The sequence below is a fragment of the Winogradskyella sp. Asnod2-B02-A genome (assembly GCF_045063645.1).
In the GTDB taxonomy this organism is placed as follows: domain Bacteria; phylum Bacteroidota; class Bacteroidia; order Flavobacteriales; family Flavobacteriaceae; genus Winogradskyella.
Genome location: NZ_JBEFOG010000027.1, coordinates 123983 through 142036 on the forward strand (window position 1 = coordinate 123983; position 18054 = coordinate 142036).

General features: G+C 32.4%; 11 protein-coding genes. 2 read left to right on the forward strand and 9 right to left on the reverse strand.

The genetic code is table 11. From position 1 onward, the window contains the following. Nucleotides 1–107 precede the first annotated feature (107 nt). Nucleotides 108–830: a tRNA-uridine aminocarboxypropyltransferase gene (locus tag ACJJVO_RS08785; protein WP_405572974.1), complete on the forward strand. Its 723-nt coding sequence runs from the start codon at nucleotides 108–110 to the stop codon at nucleotides 828–830. 81 nt (nucleotides 831–911) lie between these two features. Here ACJJVO_RS08785 and ACJJVO_RS08790 read toward each other — a convergent pair whose 3' ends face one another. From ACJJVO_RS08790 to ACJJVO_RS08820, 7 genes are all read right to left on the reverse strand, one after another. Next, nucleotides 912–2312 carry a hypothetical protein gene (locus ACJJVO_RS08790; RefSeq protein WP_405572976.1) on the reverse strand — a complete coding sequence of 467 codons (1401 nt, stop codon included), beginning with the start codon at nucleotides 2310–2312 and terminating at the stop codon, nucleotides 912–914. Between the two features lie 108 nt (nucleotides 2313–2420). Further along, nucleotides 2421–3776, reverse strand: a complete 1356-nt coding sequence (gene murC / locus ACJJVO_RS08795; RefSeq protein WP_405572979.1) for a UDP-N-acetylmuramate--L-alanine ligase — start codon at nucleotides 3774–3776, stop codon at nucleotides 2421–2423. Between the two features lie 33 nt (nucleotides 3777–3809). After that, a complete protein-coding gene (locus ACJJVO_RS08800) occupies nucleotides 3810–5213 on the reverse strand; it encodes a TolC family protein (RefSeq protein ID WP_405572981.1) in 1404 nt (467 codons plus the stop codon). A 3-nt stretch (nucleotides 5214–5216) separates the two neighbouring features. Next, a complete protein-coding gene (locus ACJJVO_RS08805) occupies nucleotides 5217–6566 on the reverse strand; it encodes an HlyD family secretion protein (protein WP_405572983.1) in 1350 nt (449 codons plus the stop codon). An 11-nt stretch (nucleotides 6567–6577) separates the two neighbouring features. Next, the gene (locus ACJJVO_RS08810) at nucleotides 6578–8236 is read right to left on the reverse strand and encodes a peptidase domain-containing ABC transporter (RefSeq protein ID WP_405572986.1); all 1659 of its coding nucleotides are present in this window, start codon (nucleotides 8234–8236) and stop codon (nucleotides 6578–6580) included. A 3-nt stretch (nucleotides 8237–8239) separates the two neighbouring features. Next, nucleotides 8240–8914, reverse strand: coding sequence for a TetR/AcrR family transcriptional regulator (locus tag ACJJVO_RS08815; protein WP_405572988.1), 675 nt, complete (start codon nucleotides 8912–8914; stop codon nucleotides 8240–8242). A 117-nt stretch (nucleotides 8915–9031) separates the two neighbouring features. Beyond that, nucleotides 9032–9985 carry a tetratricopeptide repeat protein gene (locus ACJJVO_RS08820; RefSeq protein WP_405572990.1) on the reverse strand — a complete coding sequence of 318 codons (954 nt, stop codon included), beginning with the start codon at nucleotides 9983–9985 and terminating at the stop codon, nucleotides 9032–9034. A 150-nt stretch (nucleotides 9986–10135) separates the two neighbouring features. Between ACJJVO_RS08820 and ACJJVO_RS08825 the strand changes: the two genes are divergently transcribed. Then, a complete protein-coding gene (locus ACJJVO_RS08825) occupies nucleotides 10136–16228 on the forward strand; it encodes an alpha-2-macroglobulin family protein (protein ID WP_405572991.1) in 6093 nt (2030 codons plus the stop codon). Here the strand turns inward: ACJJVO_RS08825 and ACJJVO_RS08830 are convergent. Next, nucleotides 16225–16953, reverse strand: coding sequence for a LytR/AlgR family response regulator transcription factor (locus tag ACJJVO_RS08830; protein ID WP_405572993.1), 729 nt, complete (start codon nucleotides 16951–16953; stop codon nucleotides 16225–16227). The genes ACJJVO_RS08825 and ACJJVO_RS08830 overlap by 4 nt on opposite strands. After that, complete coding sequence (locus ACJJVO_RS08835; RefSeq protein WP_405572996.1) at nucleotides 16950–18026, reverse strand: sensor histidine kinase; 1077 nt, start codon at nucleotides 18024–18026, stop codon at nucleotides 16950–16952. The genes ACJJVO_RS08830 and ACJJVO_RS08835 overlap by 4 nt, the downstream gene beginning before the upstream one ends. Nucleotides 18027–18054 lie beyond the last annotated feature (28 nt).

An 18054-nucleotide genomic window follows, 5' to 3' on the forward strand; every position in this document is an offset into this window, starting at 1 on the left:
AATATCTAAACGTATTTAAAGCGTCTCATAATTGGCAAAGAAAGCCTCAACATACCTATGTCTATGTAGTTGCAATAGCTAACTAGAAGAACAAAAAGATATTGGACTTGCAAGCAGATTTAAAAACCCATAGAATTACATGTTACAAATGCATGAGGCCTTCGAGCACATGTATTTGTAAATATATTAGTCCTTTTCAGACTAAGACGCGCTTTATTATTCTTATGCATCCTAAGGAGTACAAAAAAGAAAAAAACGGAACGGGACATATGACTAATCTTCAACTTGAAAATTCAGAGATTATTGTTGGTGTCGATTTTACTAATAATAAACGTGTGAATGACATTTTGGATAACGAAAAAAGTGCTTTCCTTCTTTATCCTGGAAAAGATAATTTCAACTTATCCATAAGAAAAAATTCTGAAATAAATTCTTTTATGGGTGATACTCCACACATCTTCATTCTTGATGGTACATGGCCATGTGCTCGCAAAATGCTTAAATTAAGTAAGAACTTGCAAAAACTAAAAAGAGTGAGTTTTGATAATAAAATAAAATCAAAGTTTATTATTAAGCAGCAACCAGAATCGCTTTGTTTAAGTACTATTGAGTCCGTTTACACGGTTTTAAATTTACTTAAAGAAGGTAACGTAGAACAATGCGAAACAAAAGATTTTCTTATTCCTTTTGAAAAAATGATAGAGCATCAGCTCGATTATATTCTAAACCCAAATAGTAAAAACTATTCTCCAACGGCTAAGAGAGAAATAACGCCAAAAGACATGTATAAAAGAGATACACAAAGAAATACTGTTTTTGAACAAGAGTAGATGTCATTAGCAAAAAATTAATGATATCTTTTTTTGGTAATACTATTATAATTAATCGTTGAACGCCTTAATTACAAGAATTTATTCAAAGCGTTCGGTTATTCGAAAAGGAAATTTGTTTTGTATTCTATCTCTTTCTTCATAAAGTTTCTCATCACGACTAAATACATTTTTCCGAATCTGAGCATCTATCTCTTCATAATTTTCGGTCGCTCTTAATTCCCATACTGCAATTTTATGAGCAGACAACACATTGATATAATCTTGATAGGTAACATTTTCTCCGTAAATGTATTCAATAATAGAAGATTTATTAATATAGTTTTTGAACTTTTCAGAAAGCATACTTTGTGGAATTTCCAGATTATCAATTTCAATCCCTTCTGAAATATACACGCTTAATGTATCTTGAAACTTTTGTTCTTTATAAAAATCCCAACCCGGAACTCTAGGCGGTTTTCCAGCGCGTGAAAAAGCCTCTTGCAAAGATGGGGAAATATTTTTATCTATTTGATTATTATAATAGTTAGCAGTATATTCATCAGTATTAACAACTTCATAAACAAGTCTCCATTGATTCATTTCTAAAAGTATGAATTCAAATTCTTTTATATACTTAATGGGTATATTTTTATTTGCCCTTAATCGCACCAACGTACTATATGAATTAAAAGAATACTCATTAAAATCCAATACTAACCTAGATAAATCATTCCATTCTATCCTTTCATTTTCCTCATTAAATAAGCTGACGCGATGCTTCGAATCAAAATCCATTTTAATGACTAAATTATCATAATAATATCTACGATAGTTATCATTTAGGTATAAACTAGACGGCACATCCACTGTTGGGTTTGAAGCTATCATAGACGCGTCCAATGATTTATAATCTATAAAATTAACACGACTAAGTATAAAAGTTAGAACTACAAAAACTATCAAATGAATACTTTGAATTTTCCAACGGTTCTTTTTTATAACGGTTATCAGTGTTTTCCAAGTATCTAAATAAAGTACTATGACCAATAAGATTGAAGGCCATAAAAAAGTATCGATAAATTTCGAGCCCATAAACTGAGAAGTAAAAACGCAAAATAAAAACCAAATTTTTGTAAACCAATGAAGAAAAGTTGGCCCTAGAAATGCTTGATCATTAAGAACTCTATTCCGCTTATTGTTTCTTCTTGAAAATACTTTTTGAGGCCTAGAAAACAAATAACTAATACCAATAGAATTTCCTATAACCATCGAAATTGAAGCGAAGAATAAATTGTATAATTGTCTTTCAGATTCAGGAATTATAATGGGTCTATTCTCAAAATTAAGAAATAGCATCCTATCCGTTTCTCGCAAAACAACATAAAAACTGTAGAGTATAATCGCAGATAATAATCCAATAATAAATGACAAAACAATTCTCTTCTTAGAAATTGATTTGAAGTTTACATGTGAATCATAGAAAATACGATTAAATTTCATAAATAATAAGTTCTAACATATCAGTCCTATAAAAAGAATAATTGTTACGTCTGACGATTTAAAAATCAAATGATTATGAAATTCTGAAAAAGGATAAGAATGACAAATCTATTTAATCAAATTCTTCACCTCATCAAAATTCAAACCGCCATAATTACCAGAACTCATTAACAACAATGACTTATTATCAAATTTTTGAGAGAACAAGAAGTCTTTAAACTCTTCTGGATTGGTATAGATAATTAAATCATCGCGCTCAAAAGCATTAGCAATTTGGTCTTTTGTAACTTCTTCTAGTTTCTTAATTTCTACAGCATGTGGTGAATAGAAAACGACAGCCACATCTGCAGCATCTAAAGCTCCTTTGTATTCTTTTAGGAACTCGGCATTAAGACTACTATACGTATGTAATTCTAAACAGGCGACTAAAGTGCGGTCGCTGTACTGTTCTTTTACTGCTTTCGTTGTTGCTTCTACTTTACTTGGTGAATGTGCAAAATCTTTATAAGCTACGCTTGTCTTAGATTCGGCAATTTTCTCTAAACGTTTACTTGCACCTTTAAAAGTAGAAATGGCTTCGTAGAAATCGTCTTCATCGATGCCCATGTGTTGGCAAATCCATTTGGCACCAGCTAAATTATTTAAGTTGTGTGCACCAAACACTTCAATTGGCATTGGACCTTCTGGAGTTTCCAATAATGTTTCACCATCTTCAACTGTATATTCTGGAGTCTTGTATGCTATTTTTCTGATTTGATTTTCTGAAGCTTCAACCACACGTTTTACTTCTGGATCTTCTTCGTTATAATTAATGCTTCCACCTCTAACAATAGAATCTACGAAAATGCTAAACTGATCCACGTAGTTTTCATAGGTTGGAAACACATTAATATGGTCCCAAGCAATTCCACTCAACAACGCAATATTTGGTTTGTACAAATGAAATTTTGGTCGCATATCTATTGGTGAACTTAAATACTCGTCACCTTCCAATACCATAAAATCATTATGCTCTGTGAGTTTTACCATCACATCAAAACCTTCTAATTGTGCACCAACCATATAATCCACATCTCTATTATGATAATGCATCACGTGCAAAATCATTGAAGTAATGGTTGTTTTACCATGACTTCCGCCAATAACCACACGTGTTTTATTTTTGGCTTGTTCGTATAAAAACTCAGGATAACTATAGATTTTTAAACCGAGTTCTTGAGCTTTTAACAATTCTGGATTATCAGCTTTAGCATGCATACCTAAAACAATAGCATCTATGTCTGAAGTAACCTTTTCAGGATACCAACCAAAAGCATCAGGCAGTAAACCTTTTGCATCTAATCTCGATTTAGAAGGTTCGAAAATAGTATCGTCGCTTCCTGTAACTTTATAACCTTTATTGTGAAGTGCTAAGGCCAAATTGTGCATTGCTGCACCACCAATAGCGATAAAATGTACGTTCATAGTATCCTTGAATATGTCCCGTAAAAATACTATTTATAATTTAGGATTTACAGCCAAACTATTAAAAAGCTTCGCTTTAGTACTAAAAAACTTATTCTGAATTTCAATCGCTTTTAACTGTCCATCAATTAATTTAGACTCGCGAGAATTCACCAAGAACAATGAACTTTCACCAAGTTGAAATTTACGTTCTTCTGCTTGCAACATACGCTCATAATCCGAAACCATTTCTGTGGTGATTTCATTTTGGGTGACATAAGATGCTAATTCTTGCTTTAATGCTATAATCTTATTTTCTAGATTAACACGTGTGGCATTCATTTCAAATTCTGTGTCTTGCATTTTAATTTTTGCCAATTTTAAATCACCGCGTTCTTTCCTTAAAAACAATGGAAAACTCACATTTAATCCGCCTTTGTATTCAGCAGTATTAAAAGTTCTAGCAACATTTGGTGTTTCAGTTAAGAAATTATATTCTGCATTTATCTTTGGTAATAGCTTGTTTGCTTTTAGACGTTTATCGACTTCTAAACTTTCTAATTTATAACCTAATGACATCATTTTAGGATGCTCATCTAACAACAAATCCTGATCTCTAAGTTGATTGATATTAAAGGTCGCATCTACAATCGGTTCCGTATTAACATCTGGAATAATATTGGGCTGTAACTCTACAGGTACATTATTCTCTAGCCATAAAAAATTAGATAATTCTAAAGCAGCTTTCATCAGTTTCACCTTAGATTGTTCTAAGCCCAACTTTCTATTATTAACTGCAATGCGTGCTTCTGTAGCATCAATTTCTGCATTTTCTCCTACTTCTACTCCTTTTTGCACACCTCTGTATCGCAACTCTGCATTAACCAAAATAGTTTTGAACAACGTTAATTCATTATACGCTTTTAACCATTGAAAATACACCAAGGATGCTTCAAATAAGATGTTGTTTACATAAATATCACGGTCTGCTTTGGCTTGTTCTCTAAATAATTTGGCTTGTTTTAAAGCTGCCATTCTATTATTAATCAATAAACCTTGCGCTAAGGAAACCGAAACTCCTGCACTGTATAAACCATCATCAGGAACGAAGGCTTCGGGATTTAAATATTGCCCAGAATTATCATCGAATGCTGCTTTCAACCCTACTCCATACCAAGTAGGAATTTTAAATGTGCCATTTAATCTATCATAATACGCTGTATTTTTGAATTCTTTACGATTATAATCCACTTCAATTTTTGGATCGAAAGCACCTCTAGATTTCAAAAGTTTAGCTTGACTTTTGTCTATTACCAATTCGGCTTGCTTTACAATAGGATGAAATTTCTTTACAAAACCTAAGTATTCATCAAACCTAAGCACGTTAGATAGGTCTTCCGTTTGTGAAAATCCGATAATACTAAAACCAATAAGAACCGCTGTAAGTATAAATCTCATTTGCTATTTCTTTTTTGTTTTTGTTGCACCTTCTGGTTGATAATAATTTGGTGGAAAACCATTTAATTGTCTCCATAACTCATACCAAATAGGCACATCTTCTAATAATGCCATGGTAAATGCACCAGAACCTGCTCTAATATCTTCTGGCCAGGCTGCTTCGTCTTTATCTGGTGCTAATAGCACTCTAAATTTACCATTATCACTAATAAAGTTTTCAACCGCTACGACTTTTGCACCATAAGTTCCGTAAGACACATTTGGCCAACCACTAAATACAATTGCAGGCCAACCATCGAACTGAACACGGACTTTAGCACCAACATAAAGAAGCGGCAAATCAATTGGTTTCACAAAAGTCTCAACGGCCAAATCTACCATGGCTGGCATAATACCAACTAAGGCTTCACCTTCTTTAAACGTTTGGCCAACACCTCCTCGTATGGCTCTATTGATGTAACCATCGTAAGGAGCAGTAACAAATTGCAAATTGTTTCGCATTTGGTAATTTGAATATTGATTATCTAACTTACTCACTTGTGCTTCCGTATCGAACTGGCTAGATTGTGCCGTAAACTTGTCGCTTTGCGCTTTTGAAATCTTATCTGAATAGGCTGCATTCACTCTAGAAATTTCGAATTGTGCATTTAAAATTTCATTCTTGCTTGCCAATAATTTATTTTCTTGAGAAATAAGTTTGGCTTCTGTTTCTTGAAGTTTTAAGCGTTTGTCTTCAACATCTCTAGTGGCTTTAAACCCTTCCTCTTGCAAGGTTACTGTTCTATCAAACTGACGTTGTGCAATTTCCTTATTAGTTTTAGCTGCTTCAAAATCTATACTATCACTTTGTACTTTTAATTTAGACTGCAATAATTTATTCTTAGCCTGCTCTAGTTTTAAACCACGCTCATTAGCCAGCGCACCAATTTGCCTGTTTAAAGCTTTTACTTTTTCTTCATAAGAACCTATAGATTGTGCTTTTGCATCGCGTTGCTGACCTGTACGTGCTACCAAATTAGGATCGAAATATTCACTTTTAATTTCAGAGATTTTAATAATGGTATCTCCTTTAGCCACAAAATCACCTTCGCGTACAAACCATTGCTCAATTCTACCTGGAATGGGAGATTGAATCGTTTGCGGTCTTTGATCTGGCCTCAACGTGGTTACATTCCCTTTGCCTGTAATATTTTGCGTCCACGGCAGAAATAAGATGATTACACCAACAATAGCAAATGCTGCCAAAAAACGATTAAAGTACTTGTAATATCTGCCGTGAAACACACGCTTACCTGATTTAGAATCGGTAATATCCACAGACTTATGTAATTGATTATGAGATATATTTAACATGACCTGTTTCTTTAGATTATTTCACCTTTTTTAAGCGTTACTAATTGTGTACATCTTGCTGACCAATCGTTATTTCTGCTAACTACAACTAATGCCCATGGATTAGCTTCATCAGTTAAGAAATTAATAATTCTTTTTACTTCAGCAGGTTCAAATTGATCTAATGGATCTTCTAAAATGAGCACCTTTGGCTTATCAACTATGGCTCTTGCGAGTACAATTTTCTTAGCAATGGTATATGAGATCTGCTTGCCCTCTGGATATAAAATGGTATTTAAACCTTTTGGACTTTCCTTTATAAATTGATACAGTCCAACATTATCAATTGCCCACATTAATTGTTCATCGGAAATTTCAGGATTTCCAAAAGTGATATTTTCTCTTATTGTGCCTTCAAATGGAGTTTCGTCTGCTAGAGATAAACCTAAATGTGACCTGTAATGATTGAGATTAATATTACTAAGCATGTATTTATCTAAATACACCTTACCTTTTGTAGGCTCTATAATACCTGCTATTAATCGCAATAAACTCGATTTACCAGCACCACTTTCTCCTTTTACAAGCAACCTACTTTTTGGTTTAATTTTTAAGGTAATTTTACTCAAAATGTCATCCTCTTTATTTGGCACTCTAAAAGAAACATTATCTAATTCTATATCAAAATTTGCTTTAAACTCTGGCTTATCACCATCTTGCATTTCTAATTCTTTATCTACAATCTGACCCATTTTTTCTAGTGACGTCAAGACATCATAAAACGATTCTAAACCCAGAATAAGTTTCTCTACAGAAGCAATTACTAAAAGGATAATGATTTCTGCGGCTACAAATTGACCAATATTCATTTCTTGATTTAAAACCAATAAACCACCAATTAATAATAGACCTGCTGTAACAACAACTTTAAAACCTATCATTTGAATAAATTGAATAACCAAAATTCTAAAATGACTTTCTCTCGCAATTAAATAATCGTTTACCAATTCATCATTTTTGCTTAAAGCTAAATTCGTTTTTCCGGATAATTTAAAACTCACCACAGCTCTTGCAACTTCTTGGATCCAATGCGCCACTTTATATTTATATTTAGATTCCATAAGACTTGTTTCCATTCCTTTTTTAGCCGTAAACTTAAATACGATATAAATTAGAATCAGTAACAAAAACCCAAAAGCGATGAAGAATGGATGGTAAAACGACAACAGAATTAAAGCAAAAACAATTTGTAAAATTGCTGCCGGAATATCTACCAAAATCTTTGATAAGCCTTTTTGAATATTCAAGGTATCAAAAAATCGATTTGCTAATTCTGGCGGATAATTATCGCGTAATTCGTTCATTTTAAATTTAGGAAAACGGTATGTAAATTCAAATGATGCTCTAGTAAAAATACGTTGCTGAATGGTTTCAATAATACGCATCTGCATCAATTGTAATATCCCAACAAATGCAACACCTATGGTTACAAGAATTACTAAAACAACCCAAGATGTACTGACTTGAGCTCCTTGAATTAAATTGATAATAGCTTGAATTCCCAAGGGCAATGTCAATGCCAAAAAACCTGAGAAAATCGCATAATAAATAACCTGTCTGACATCTCTTTTTTCTAGTTTCAAAAGACCAATTAGTCTTTCCCACGGAGACATAACTTCTTTAATATTCATACCCTACTTAGTAATTGTGTTCATAGTGAGTTCTTTAAAAAAATCCGCTGGAGTAACGTCATCATTACAATCTGTAATTGACGTAAAATGCGATTTTAAAAAATGTTGATGCAGTGCTCCTTCAACAATCGTACTTGCTAAACTCGATGGGAATTTATATTTGGAATTGATATTAATAATCATATCTCGTAAACGTTTAATCATTCGTTTATAGACCACAAAATAGCCCTCTTTATTTTCGCTATCGACTTCTTTAGTTAAGTAAGATTTTGAGTATTCATTAATAATAATTCTATTTAAAACAATCTCGTTTATATGCGAGAAGGTTAGATCTTCTTCGATGGTTTTTGTAACGACATCAATGGCTTTGAAAAGTTGTTGTTTAGCATCTGGCATATTAAAAGTGGCAAATACCATTTGGTATTCTATCCAAGCCCAATACCAAGATGTTAAGTATAAAAGTAACTTATGCTTGCTTTCAAAATAACGATAGATTGAACTTTCATTAGATCCAATTTTTACACCTAACTTCTTAAAGGTAAAACTGTCAAAACCTATTTCATCTATTAAAAGAATACTATGTTCTATGATGCGCTTACCTAATTTTGAAGTTTCCGGATCTTTAATATAGATTTTATCTGGAACTGAAATTTTTAAATTTGAAAGTAGACTCTTCATTATTGAATTATTTAATTGCAAATATAATAGTATTACTATTAATTTTAAATAATTAACAAAAATTTATTACTTCAAAAACTGAAGCTTAACACCATCTACTAAAATTATTATTGAGTACTAGAGGTTAGTAATAGCCGTTTTCTCCTCTTTAAACACTTCGATATCAGGCAAACCAACAATAGCTTTGTTAATCCACTCCAAAGCTTTATCCTTATTGTTTTTGTGTTTATAAATTTGTGCTAATCTATAATAAGCCCATTCTTTAGGCACGCCATCTTTAGAAGAGTGATGAGACAGATAAGCTTTTAAACATTTTTCACCTTTTTCTAATTGAATATTATAATCTGCACATACTTTGCCTATCTGATAATGCATAGCATTACGTTGGTGTTTTTGTTGTGCTTCTTCTAAATTTCCTATAGCTTTTTCTGGCTGATCTTGACCTTCGTAGAAATCCGTTAACTTTTCATAACACGTTACAGAACCTCCAACTTTTATAGCTAATCTATAATATTTTTCAGCCAATTCTGGTTCATCATCATATTCGTAAACATACCCTTTTGCAAGGTAACCATCAACTTTAGATAACTCTTCTAACTCTTCAGCATATCTTTTAGCTTTAGAAAAACTTCCACCTACAATTCCTGGCAGTGACACATATAATTCTACCAGAGCCCAACGCGTTTCAATATGACTTGGATCTAATTGTGCAGCTTTTAAAAAGGCATCTTTTACATCACCAATAATTCCTAAGGCTTCAATTTTACTTATGCTTAATGCTTTCATGCCTAAAGCACCTCCATATTTGTAATGGTAATTGGCGTTTTCAGGCCGTTTTTGTTTTAATTTTTGATATTGCACAATAGCTTTATCCCATTTTTTTTGATGGCCATAAGCATCACCCAAAAGTTCAATCGCTTTTAAATCGTTGGGATTAGATGCTAAGAATGTGCTCATTTCGCTTTGAGCTTTTACAAATTCTTTCTTAACAATAAATGCCTCTGCATTCTCTATTGAAGTTTGAGAATAACAGAACGACGACAACATTAAAACAAACAAATATCTAATCATATAATTATTAAATCTTTAGACAAAAATACAATTTAATAACGCTAGGTTTCTTCAACAAATTGTTAACTTCACTAATTCAAATGAGACTTTCACTCAATAGGACTGTTTTTGGAATACATTTTGAATGTATTTTGCTATAAATTATTACTGATGAAAAACTATATATCCATACTCATGTTAATTTGCTTCGCTTCTTTCTCTAACGCTCAAAATGATTTTGAAAATCAATGGAAAGAAGTGACTAAACTTGAAAACGAAGGGCTTACAAAAAGTGCTTCTGATTTAGTGGAAGACATTTATAAAAAAGCAATTAAAGCAGAAAACACTAATCAACGCGTAAAAGCTTTACTATTTATAAGTAAGTATATGTTAACGCTCGAAGAAGATGCACAACTTACCATTGTTAATCGTTTTAAATCTGAAATTGATGCTACAAAAGACATCGTAACTAAGCGTCTTTTAGAGAACATGCTAGCCACCATGTATTGGCAATATTTTCAACAAAGTCGTTATCAATTTTACAACAGAACAAAAACCTCTGAAAAAGTAAGCGATGATTTTAGAACCTGGGATTTAGAAACTATTTTCAATGAAATCCATACCTATTATCAACGCTCTTTAGAAAATGGTATTTTATTGCAACAAGAACCGTTAAGCAACTATAGTTTACTATTACGTGAATCTGAAAACTCTAAAGACTTTCGTCCTACGTTATATGATTTATTAAGCCATAATGCTCTTAGCTTTTACAAAACTGACGAAAGTAGTATTACACAACCTTCTTATAAATTTATAATTGATAATGAAGATTTTATTGCAAGCAGCAACATCTTTATCAATGCAGATTTAAAGTCTAAAGACACGTTATCGCTACAACGCAATGCTTTAAAGATTTATCAGAATTTAATAAAATTCCATCGTCATAAAAAAGAAACCAAAGCATTTGTAGATGTAAATATAGAACGCTTGAATTTTGTAAAACAACATGCTACTTTCAAAAATGCAGAAGATGTACTTATTGAAACTTTAAAGTCGGAATCAGCAGCATTAAAGACTTCTGAGTTATCCGCTTTATATGATTATGAAATTGCTTTAGCATATCAACGTCAAGGCAATACTTATTACTTTAATCTTGAAGAAAGCGCATCCAAGGATAAAAACCGTTGGAAATTAAAAGAAGCTATAGCCATTTGTAATGCTGTAACTGAAAAATTCCCAGAAAGCATTGGCGCACAAAAGTGTGCAGTTTTAATTGAGCAGATTAAACAACCGAATTTACATTTACAAGCCGAAGAATTTATAGGAATCAATTCACCTTCAAGAACTTTAGTGACGTATAAGAATTTAGAAAAGCTAGATTTTAAAATTTATAAAGTCTCTAACAGTCAATTAAAACGTTACAATGACATTTACAGAACTGAAGAAAAAGAAGCTTTTTTCAAAAAACTGAATCCGATTGAGACATTTTCGAATGCCTTAAAAACGGAAGCTGATTATCAAAATCACAGTACTGAAATTATATTACCAAATTTAGCCAATGGTCTATATTTAATTAAAGCAAACACAGCCACTAAAGACAATGTTTTTGCAACTACGCATATCCAAGTTACAGATTTGGTATTGGTAGAAAGCTACGAGAACAGCCATCATTTATACCAGATTATAGACAGACATAATGGCGAACCAAAAGTAGATGCTGCCATAGAGTTATCCTATTCAAATAACAGAAACAACAATAGAAAAACGAAATCATTTACAACAGACCGTTTTGGGAAATTCGAGATTAAAAAAGATAATAATTACTATAGAGATGTACAAATTAAAGTAAAAACTAAAGATGACACTGGCCATTTTGGTAAATTCTACATCAATAGGACCTACGACAACAGCCCAAATAATGATACACATTATAGAAACTTCTTGTTTACTGACCGCAGTATTTACAGACCAGGACAAACAGTTTACTTTAAAGGTATTGCAACTAAATCTAAAAATGGAAAAACAGAAGTTTCAGCAGATGAGGCTGCAAAAATCAGATTAAAAAATGTGAATGGCGAAGTGGTTAGCGAGCGCTTATTAAAAACTAACGAATTTGGTTCTGTGCATGGTGAATTTATATTACCTAACGATGGTTTAACTGGTAATTTCACTATTGAAATGTTTTCCCATAATTCTACGTATGCTTATATCTCAGTTGAAGAATACAAGCGACCTAAGTTTAAAACCGAATTTCAACCTGTTACTGAAACTTATAAAGTAAACGATAGTATTACCGTAAACGGAACAGCTATAGCTTTTGCTGGTAGCAATATTACAGATGCTAAAGTGGTTTATCGTGTAAAAAGAAATGTGCGTTTTCCGAGCTGGTACTATTGGAGGCACTCGTATTTTAATGCGGAAGCCCAAGAAATTACGTTCGGTGAAACAAAAACAAATGCTAAAGGCGAATTTGAAGTCAGCTTTAAAGCTTTACCAGATGAAAGTGTTTCTAAAGACAACCTTCCTGTTTTTAATTACGAAATCACAGCAGACGTTACTGATATAAATGGAGAAACACGCTCTACCTCTACCATTGTAAATGTTGGCTATCATGCCATAACACTCAATATTGCAGTACCTCAGAAAATTAATAAGGGTAAAAACGAGATAGAATTCTCTATAAATTCGCAAAATCTAAATGGACAATTTACACCTGCAAAAGGTGAATTAAAAATATATAAACTGAATGCACCAAACCGTGTTTTAAGAACAAGACCTTGGCAAGCGCCAGATTACCAAGTACTTTCTGAAACAGAATTTAAAACCCTATTTCCGCATGAAGCTTATGACAACGAAGGTCAATTAACCAATTGGAAAAAAGGAGACGAAGTTTTTAGCACAACATTCGATACTGAAAAGGACAAAGCCATAACGCTCAAAAAACTTAAGAAATGGAATTCTGGTCAATACATTATTGTTGCAGAGAGTAAAGATAAATTTGGACAACCTATAAAAGACCAAGTCTTTACAATGCTTTTTAGTGATAAAGATAAGACAGTCGCGGACAACCAAATCTATGAAGTACAGTTAGATAAAGCAACCTACGATGTGAATTCTATTGCAAAACTAACCTTAGGTTCTGCTGCTAAAAACATCACGGTTACTGTAGAAATTGAAAAGGACAACACAATTATAATGACACAGTTAGTCCAACTCAACAATTCTAAAAAAACAATTAGTATTCCTGTAACAGAAAGTGATTTAGGCGGATTTACAGTACATACATCTTTTGCCGCTTTTAACGAATTTAAATCTCAAAGTTTTAACATTAATGTACCTTATCCAAGTACTGATTTAGACATTGAAACCACCACTTTTAGAGATAAATTACAACCAGGACAAGATGAAACTTGGAGTTTTAAAATTAAAGGACCTCAAGGAGACAAAGTATCTGCCGAATTATTAGCAAGCATGTATGATGCCTCTTTAGATGAATTTAAAGGGCACCATTGGAGTTTTAATCCTATTAGCAATCCTAATTATTCTGGAAGAATTTATAAAAACTCAAGACAGAGTTTTGGGCACACTAGCTTTAGAATTCATAATCAATTCAAAACTACAGCATCTTACCCTTACCAAGGTTATGACCAATTAAATTGGTTTGGGTTTTATATTGGGAATAATCAATATTTGAGAAGAGGTTACTCAAGTATGAAACGCATGGCTGCGCCTGAAGCAGTTATGATGGTTGAAGATTCTGCTGAATTTGATGAAGTTGCTGTTGGAAGTGGACTAATAGCTGAATCAGATGGAGTCTTAAATGCATTTGCTAATGACGAGGAATGGAACACTAAAAATTCAGATGGTGATTATCCATCAAAAAAGGATACTTCTTTAGATTCAGAAAACATCCAAATAAGAAAAAATCTAAACGAAACTGCGTTCTTCTTTCCACAATTACAAACAGACAAAGATGGTAATGTAAGTTTCAACTTTACAGCACCAGAAGCTTTAACCAAATGGAAACTGCAATTATTGGCTCATACCAAAAATTTAGAAAGTGGTACTACACAATTAACTACGGTTACACAAAAAGAGTTAATGGTAATACCTAACACACCTCGTTTTTTAAGAGAAGGTGATAAAATTAGAATCAGCACTAAAATTGCTAATCTTACAGAAAATGCTTTAGATGGTGTTGCACAATTATTGCTTACAGACCCAATTACAGGTAAATCTATTGATGGCATATTATCTAATGCTTATAATGATTTAGGTTTTAAAGTAGATGCCAAAGGCAATACACAAGTAACTTGGAATTTAGAAATCCCGGAAGGTATACAAGCTGTACAATATACAATTATTGCTAAAGCTGGCGATTTTAGTGATGGCGAACAAAATGCCTTACCTGTTTTATCTAACAGAATGCTAGTTACAGAAACGATGCCAATGTGGATTCGTTCTAATGAGACCAAAACATTCACTTTAGATAAGTTAAAAAATAATACCTCAACAACACTTACCAATCATAAGTTGACTTTAGAAATGACCTCAAATCCGGCTTGGTATGCTGTACAAGCATTGCCGTATTTAATGGAATATCCTTATGAGTGTAATGAGCAAACATTTTCGCGTTATTATGCAAATGCATTAGCACAACATATTGTACAATCGAATCCTAAAATTGAAGCCGTTTTTAATCAATGGAAATCTACAGATGCCTTGCTTTCTAATTTAGAAAAGAACCAAGAATTGAAATCGTTATTGATTCAAGAAACACCTTGGTTACGTGATGCACAATCTGAAACTGAACAGAAAAAACGTATTGGGTTGTTATTCGATTTAAATAAAATGAATAACGAATTACAATCTGCCATAAGAAAACTAAAGAACAACCAACACAGCTCTGGAGCTTGGCCTTGGTTTAATGGTGGACGCGATAATCGCTACATCACACAACATATCATTGCTGGATTTGGGCATTTAAAACAACTAAATGTCTCACAGAGCAATAGCGAGGAATCTATGATTCAAAATGCTTTACGTTATTTAGATGCAGAATTTATTCAAGAATATAAAGACATCAGAAAATATAATAAAGATGCCGATTTGAGTAAAGACCATTTATCGCAAATGCAACTGCATTATTTATACACACGAAGTTTTTATCCTGAAACAAAGCCTAGTTCTGAAGTGCAGAAAATTATGGATTATTATCAGAGTCAGATTCAAAACTATTGGTTAAAACGTTCATTATATGCTAAAGGATTAATGGCTTTAACCATGAACCGAATGGACGATTCTAAAACGGCTGGTAAGATTATAAAATCTTTAAAAGAAAATAGTATTACTTCAGATGAATTAGGCATGTACTGGAAAGCAAATACGAATTCTTGGCATTGGTACCAAGCACCAATTGAAACTCAAGCGCTCATGATTGAAGCATTTTCTGAAGTTGGAAATGAAATACAGAGTGAAGCGAAAAATCTCACAGACATTGATAACCTAAAAATTTGGTTACTAAAGAACAAGCAAACCAATCAATGGAAAACCACTAAAGCAACGACTGAAGCAGTATATGCTTTACTACTTCAAGGTAGCGATTGGTTGAGCGTTACGGAACAAGTTGATGTAAAAGTTGGCAATGAAACTATTTCGCCTGAAACATTAGACAACGTAAAAGTGGAGGCTGGTACTGGTTATTATAAAACATCTTGGACAGGTTCTGAAATTAAACCAGAACAGGCTGATGTCACTATTACTAAAAAAGGAGAAGGTATTGCTTGGGGAGCTTTATACTGGCAATATTTTGAAGATTTAGATAAAATCACCTCAGCAGAGACACCACTAAAATTGAGCAAGAAATTATTCTTAAAAACCAATACAGAAAAAGGCGAAGAGATTACTGAGATTACGAAAGACTCAAAATTAAAAGTTGGTGATTTAGTAAGAGTGAGAATAGAATTAAGAACTGATAGAAACATGGAATTTGTGCATCTAAAAGATATGCGAGCTGCAGGTTTAGAACCTATCAATGTATTGTCTCAATACAAATGGCAAGATGGTTTAGGTTATTATGAAAGCACTAAAGATGCAGCCACAAATTTCTTTATGGATTATTTACCAAAAGGTATTTACGTTTTTGAATATGATTTACGCATAAACAATGCTGGCAATATGAGTAATGGCATAAGTACCATACAAAGTATGTATGCACCAGAATTTAGTAGCCATAGCGAAGGTGTAAGAGTAATAGTAGACTAAAAACTTAATTGATCTTTAAAAATATAGGATTGTCTTCTGGAGATTTCAATTTCCTCTCCAGAATTCATTTCTATTTTTAACTTTCCGTTAAACCAAGACACTACTTTATTAACATGGTTGATATTAATAATCTGCTGTCTATTAGCTCTAAAAAACACATCTTGGGGAAGTTTTTCTTCAATCTGAGCCAATGATTTATAAATTAAAGGTTTATTAGAATCGAAAAAGACTCTGGTGTAATTCCCGACAATTTCAAAAAGTGAAATGTCTTTAATTTTCACCAACCAACAATTTTCACCATCTTTTATAAAAATCTGTTTATCTAGACTTAGTCCTTCTTGTTTTTTGTCTAAAACTGCAACTGAACTCTCTTTTTCAATGACTTTTGCTATAGAACTTGAAAAGCGTTTTTGACTTATAGGCTTCAACAAATAATCGAATGCATTGTACTCAAAAGATTTAATAGCATATTCATCAAAAGCCGTTGTAAAAATTGTTATTGGAACCTCATCTAATAGTTCTAAAAGCTGAAAACCATCTTTTTCTGGCATATTAATATCTAAAAAAAGCAGATCTGGATTCGTTTTATTAATTAGCGCAAACCCATCGTCTACGTTTTCGGCCTCACCAATAAGTTCAATCTCTTTATGCGCTTTAAAAAGTTCTTTTAACTCATTGCGAGCTAAACGAGAATCTTCAACAATAACAGCTTTTAAGGTTATCATACTAAAGGCATTTTAATAGTGGCAACCACTTGGTCTTCTATTTCTTTTAATGTAAAACTAGCATCTTGTCCATATAGTAATTCAAGTCGCTTTTTTATGTTTTGTAATCCTAGTTGTGTTGAATTTTTACTTTTATGTAGTGTTCCAGAATTTGCGACTTCAATTTGTAATTGACTATCTTTTACTATAGTTGATAATTTCACTATACCTCCATTTTTTAAATTAGAAATTCCATGCTTCAATGCATTTTCAATTAACATCTGAATGATCATTGGAGGAATTTGCTTGTTCAATGAATCAGAGTCAATGTGTGTTTCGAATTGCAAACGATTTTCAAACTGAATTTTAGAGATTTCAACATAATTTTCTACCATTTCTAATTCGTCTTCTAAAGAAATAGAGTTCACATCACTCTTTGTAAGAGAATATCTTAAAGTTTCAGATAAATTGGTTAGCATTCCTCTTGCTTTATCAACATCCTCTAACATTAACCCACGAATATTATTTAAGCTATTAAACATAAAATGTGGGTTTATTTGACCTTTTAATGTGTTTAGTTGAGACTCTTTTAAATTCGTCTCTAATTGTAGTTGCTTCAGTTGAACTTTCTTTAATTGATAATAAATCTTTATCGTTAAAAAAACAAAAAGCCAGATTATAAATAGCGTTCCAAAATAAAGAAAATTAGAAATTCTACCAGCCATAGTTAATGGACCACCACTAATTTCTGGCATACTGCCACCAAAGAAATCTACAAAATCTAACAATGGCCAAATTAATATTGAATATAGTAGCTGTATTAATAAAAACAGACTTAGTACTTTTAAAATATCTAACCTTTTTATAGCGCTAAGATTGAGTTTTAAATCTATAAATAGTGACACTACAAACGATAAAATAAACGCAAGAAAACCACATGCTATTCCTTCTGCCCACAAATAATTAAACCTTGCGTCAGAGATATTTTCACCTTCGAATAAGTAAATTTTTCTGATAGTAAGTGTAAAAAAAAATAGAAGAATCCAACCTAACAAATTGAATAGGATATAATATTTATGAAAAGATAATTTCATTCAGTTTTTCTTAAAAATTAGGGCAAGG

What these genes read in the sequence shown, in the direction of transcription:
- murC (WP_405572979.1), bottom strand. Translation starts at nt 3,776, where the DNA reads ATGAACGTACATTTTATCGCTATTGGTGGTGCAGCAATGCACAATTTG.
- ACJJVO_RS08790 (WP_405572976.1), bottom strand. Translation starts at nt 2,312, where the DNA reads ATGAAATTTAATCGTATTTTCTATGATTCACATGTAAACTTCAAATCA.
- ACJJVO_RS08810 (WP_405572986.1), bottom strand. Translation starts at nt 8,236, where the DNA reads ATGAATATTAAAGAAGTTATGTCTCCGTGGGAAAGACTAATTGGTCTT.
- ACJJVO_RS08825 (WP_405572991.1), top strand. Translation starts at nt 10,136, where the DNA reads ATGAAAAACTATATATCCATACTCATGTTAATTTGCTTCGCTTCTTTC.
- ACJJVO_RS08805 (WP_405572983.1), bottom strand. Translation starts at nt 6,566, where the DNA reads ATGTTAAATATATCTCATAATCAATTACATAAGTCTGTGGATATTACC.
- ACJJVO_RS08830 (WP_405572993.1), bottom strand. Translation starts at nt 16,953, where the DNA reads ATGATAACCTTAAAAGCTGTTATTGTTGAAGATTCTCGTTTAGCTCGC.
- ACJJVO_RS08800 (WP_405572981.1), bottom strand. Translation starts at nt 5,213, where the DNA reads ATGAGATTTATACTTACAGCGGTTCTTATTGGTTTTAGTATTATCGGA.
- ACJJVO_RS08820 (WP_405572990.1), bottom strand. Translation starts at nt 9,985, where the DNA reads ATGATTAGATATTTGTTTGTTTTAATGTTGTCGTCGTTCTGTTATTCT.
- ACJJVO_RS08835 (WP_405572996.1), bottom strand. Translation starts at nt 18,026, where the DNA reads ATGAAATTATCTTTTCATAAATATTATATCCTATTCAATTTGTTAGGT.
- ACJJVO_RS08815 (WP_405572988.1), bottom strand. Translation starts at nt 8,914, where the DNA reads ATGAAGAGTCTACTTTCAAATTTAAAAATTTCAGTTCCAGATAAAATC.